Genomic DNA, 1,250 nt, shown 5'->3' with positions numbered 1-1,250 from the left:
GTATAGTTTACCTTCTGCAACTTTGGTTATCATTCCCTGCTTGCTGTGCTTATACAAGGTATTCCGACTGATTTTAAAATCCAAAGACGCTTTATTTATACTGATTCTTGCCATGTGTAACCCATGTTAAAAACTGTTCATTTATTGATGATAACAGTTGTATTCCATTGTTCAAATCATTGTTTTCTATTGTTGTAGAATCATTGTAAAAGCCTTGATTATTAAGACTTTTCATTTAAAAACAATGACTTAAACAAATATCATTGTGCTATATGCTAAATTTCAGGAAATATCCTGGTGGTCGATGCCATCTTGTTTGACATTTCACACCCGCAATTAAAACCTTCCTCATATCATCACCAGGCTAACGCCACTATACAAGGCATCACACCTATACACTTTTTTTGAGATTGTTGGGAATGTTGCTTAACACTTACCCCCACCATCAAAAGTAATCTTGTTAAAATTCCGAAATATCCTAATCACTCAGATTTTTTTATGTGCCTTAACTGCTCTGTCTACTGTACCAACGCCTACATTGAACTTCTCAGCTACTTGACGATATGACATACCGCTTTCAATAGCTGCATTCAATTCTGTGTAATCTACCTTCTTGCGCTTATCCTTGTTGTAAACACCTTTCTCCTTAGCTTTCTCGATACCTTCACGCTGACGCTCCTTAATGATAGAACGCTCAAACTCAGCAAAGGCTCCTAGCATGTTAAACATTAGAATTTGCATTGAGTTCTGCTTGCCAACTTCAAATGGCAGGTTCTCTTTATGAAAGTGAACTGCTACGCCCTTATCATTTAGCTGTGTAACTAACGTTTTAAGATCAATCAAAGATCGACCTAAACGGTCAATAGAATGAACGTGTACTGTGTCACCTTCTCGAACGTAATCGAGCATGTCTGTTAGTCCTTGGCGTTCAGTATTTTTTCCACTTGCTTTATCTTCAAAGATTTTATCGAACTCAATCCCTGTATCTGCTAACTGACGATCAGTATTTTGTTCTGTGGTACTTACTCGGATATACGCTACGTGTGCCATTTTATACTCTTTGTGTTCCGCATGATCTAGACTTGATATCTTATAGCGTTCCGATACAAAAAACAACCTTAAGGAACATGGATTTTCAAGACTTCTAGACTAATTGCGGAACATTCCGAAAAGGTACACCTTAAGGAACATTAAAGCTTAATTGTTTAATGTTATCCATAAACACCTATATCATTGATTAATAAGAAACT

Annotated in this window: 1 protein-coding gene; it reads right to left on the bottom strand. The window is 36.5% G+C overall.

Features of this window, described 5'->3' with window-relative positions; genetic code table 11:
* Nucleotides 1-486 precede the first annotated feature (486 nt).
* Nucleotides 487-1,050 carry a recombinase family protein gene (locus tag FTV31_RS16940; RefSeq protein WP_180015802.1) on the bottom strand — a complete coding sequence of 188 codons (564 nt, stop codon included), beginning with the start codon at nucleotides 1,048-1,050 and terminating at the stop codon, nucleotides 487-489.
* Between the last annotated feature and the right edge of the window lie 200 nt (nucleotides 1,051-1,250).

Origin of the sequence: Acinetobacter sp. YH16031, assembly GCF_013417335.1 — a bacterium.
Taxonomy (GTDB): domain Bacteria; phylum Pseudomonadota; class Gammaproteobacteria; order Pseudomonadales; family Moraxellaceae; genus Acinetobacter.
This window is presented reverse-complemented; position numbering and strand designations above follow the sequence as displayed.

Excerpts from the sequence above, each read along its gene's own strand:
- FTV31_RS16940 (WP_180015802.1), bottom strand. The coding sequence starts at position 1,050 with ATGGCACACGTAGCGTATATCCGAGTAAGTACCACAGAACAAAATACT.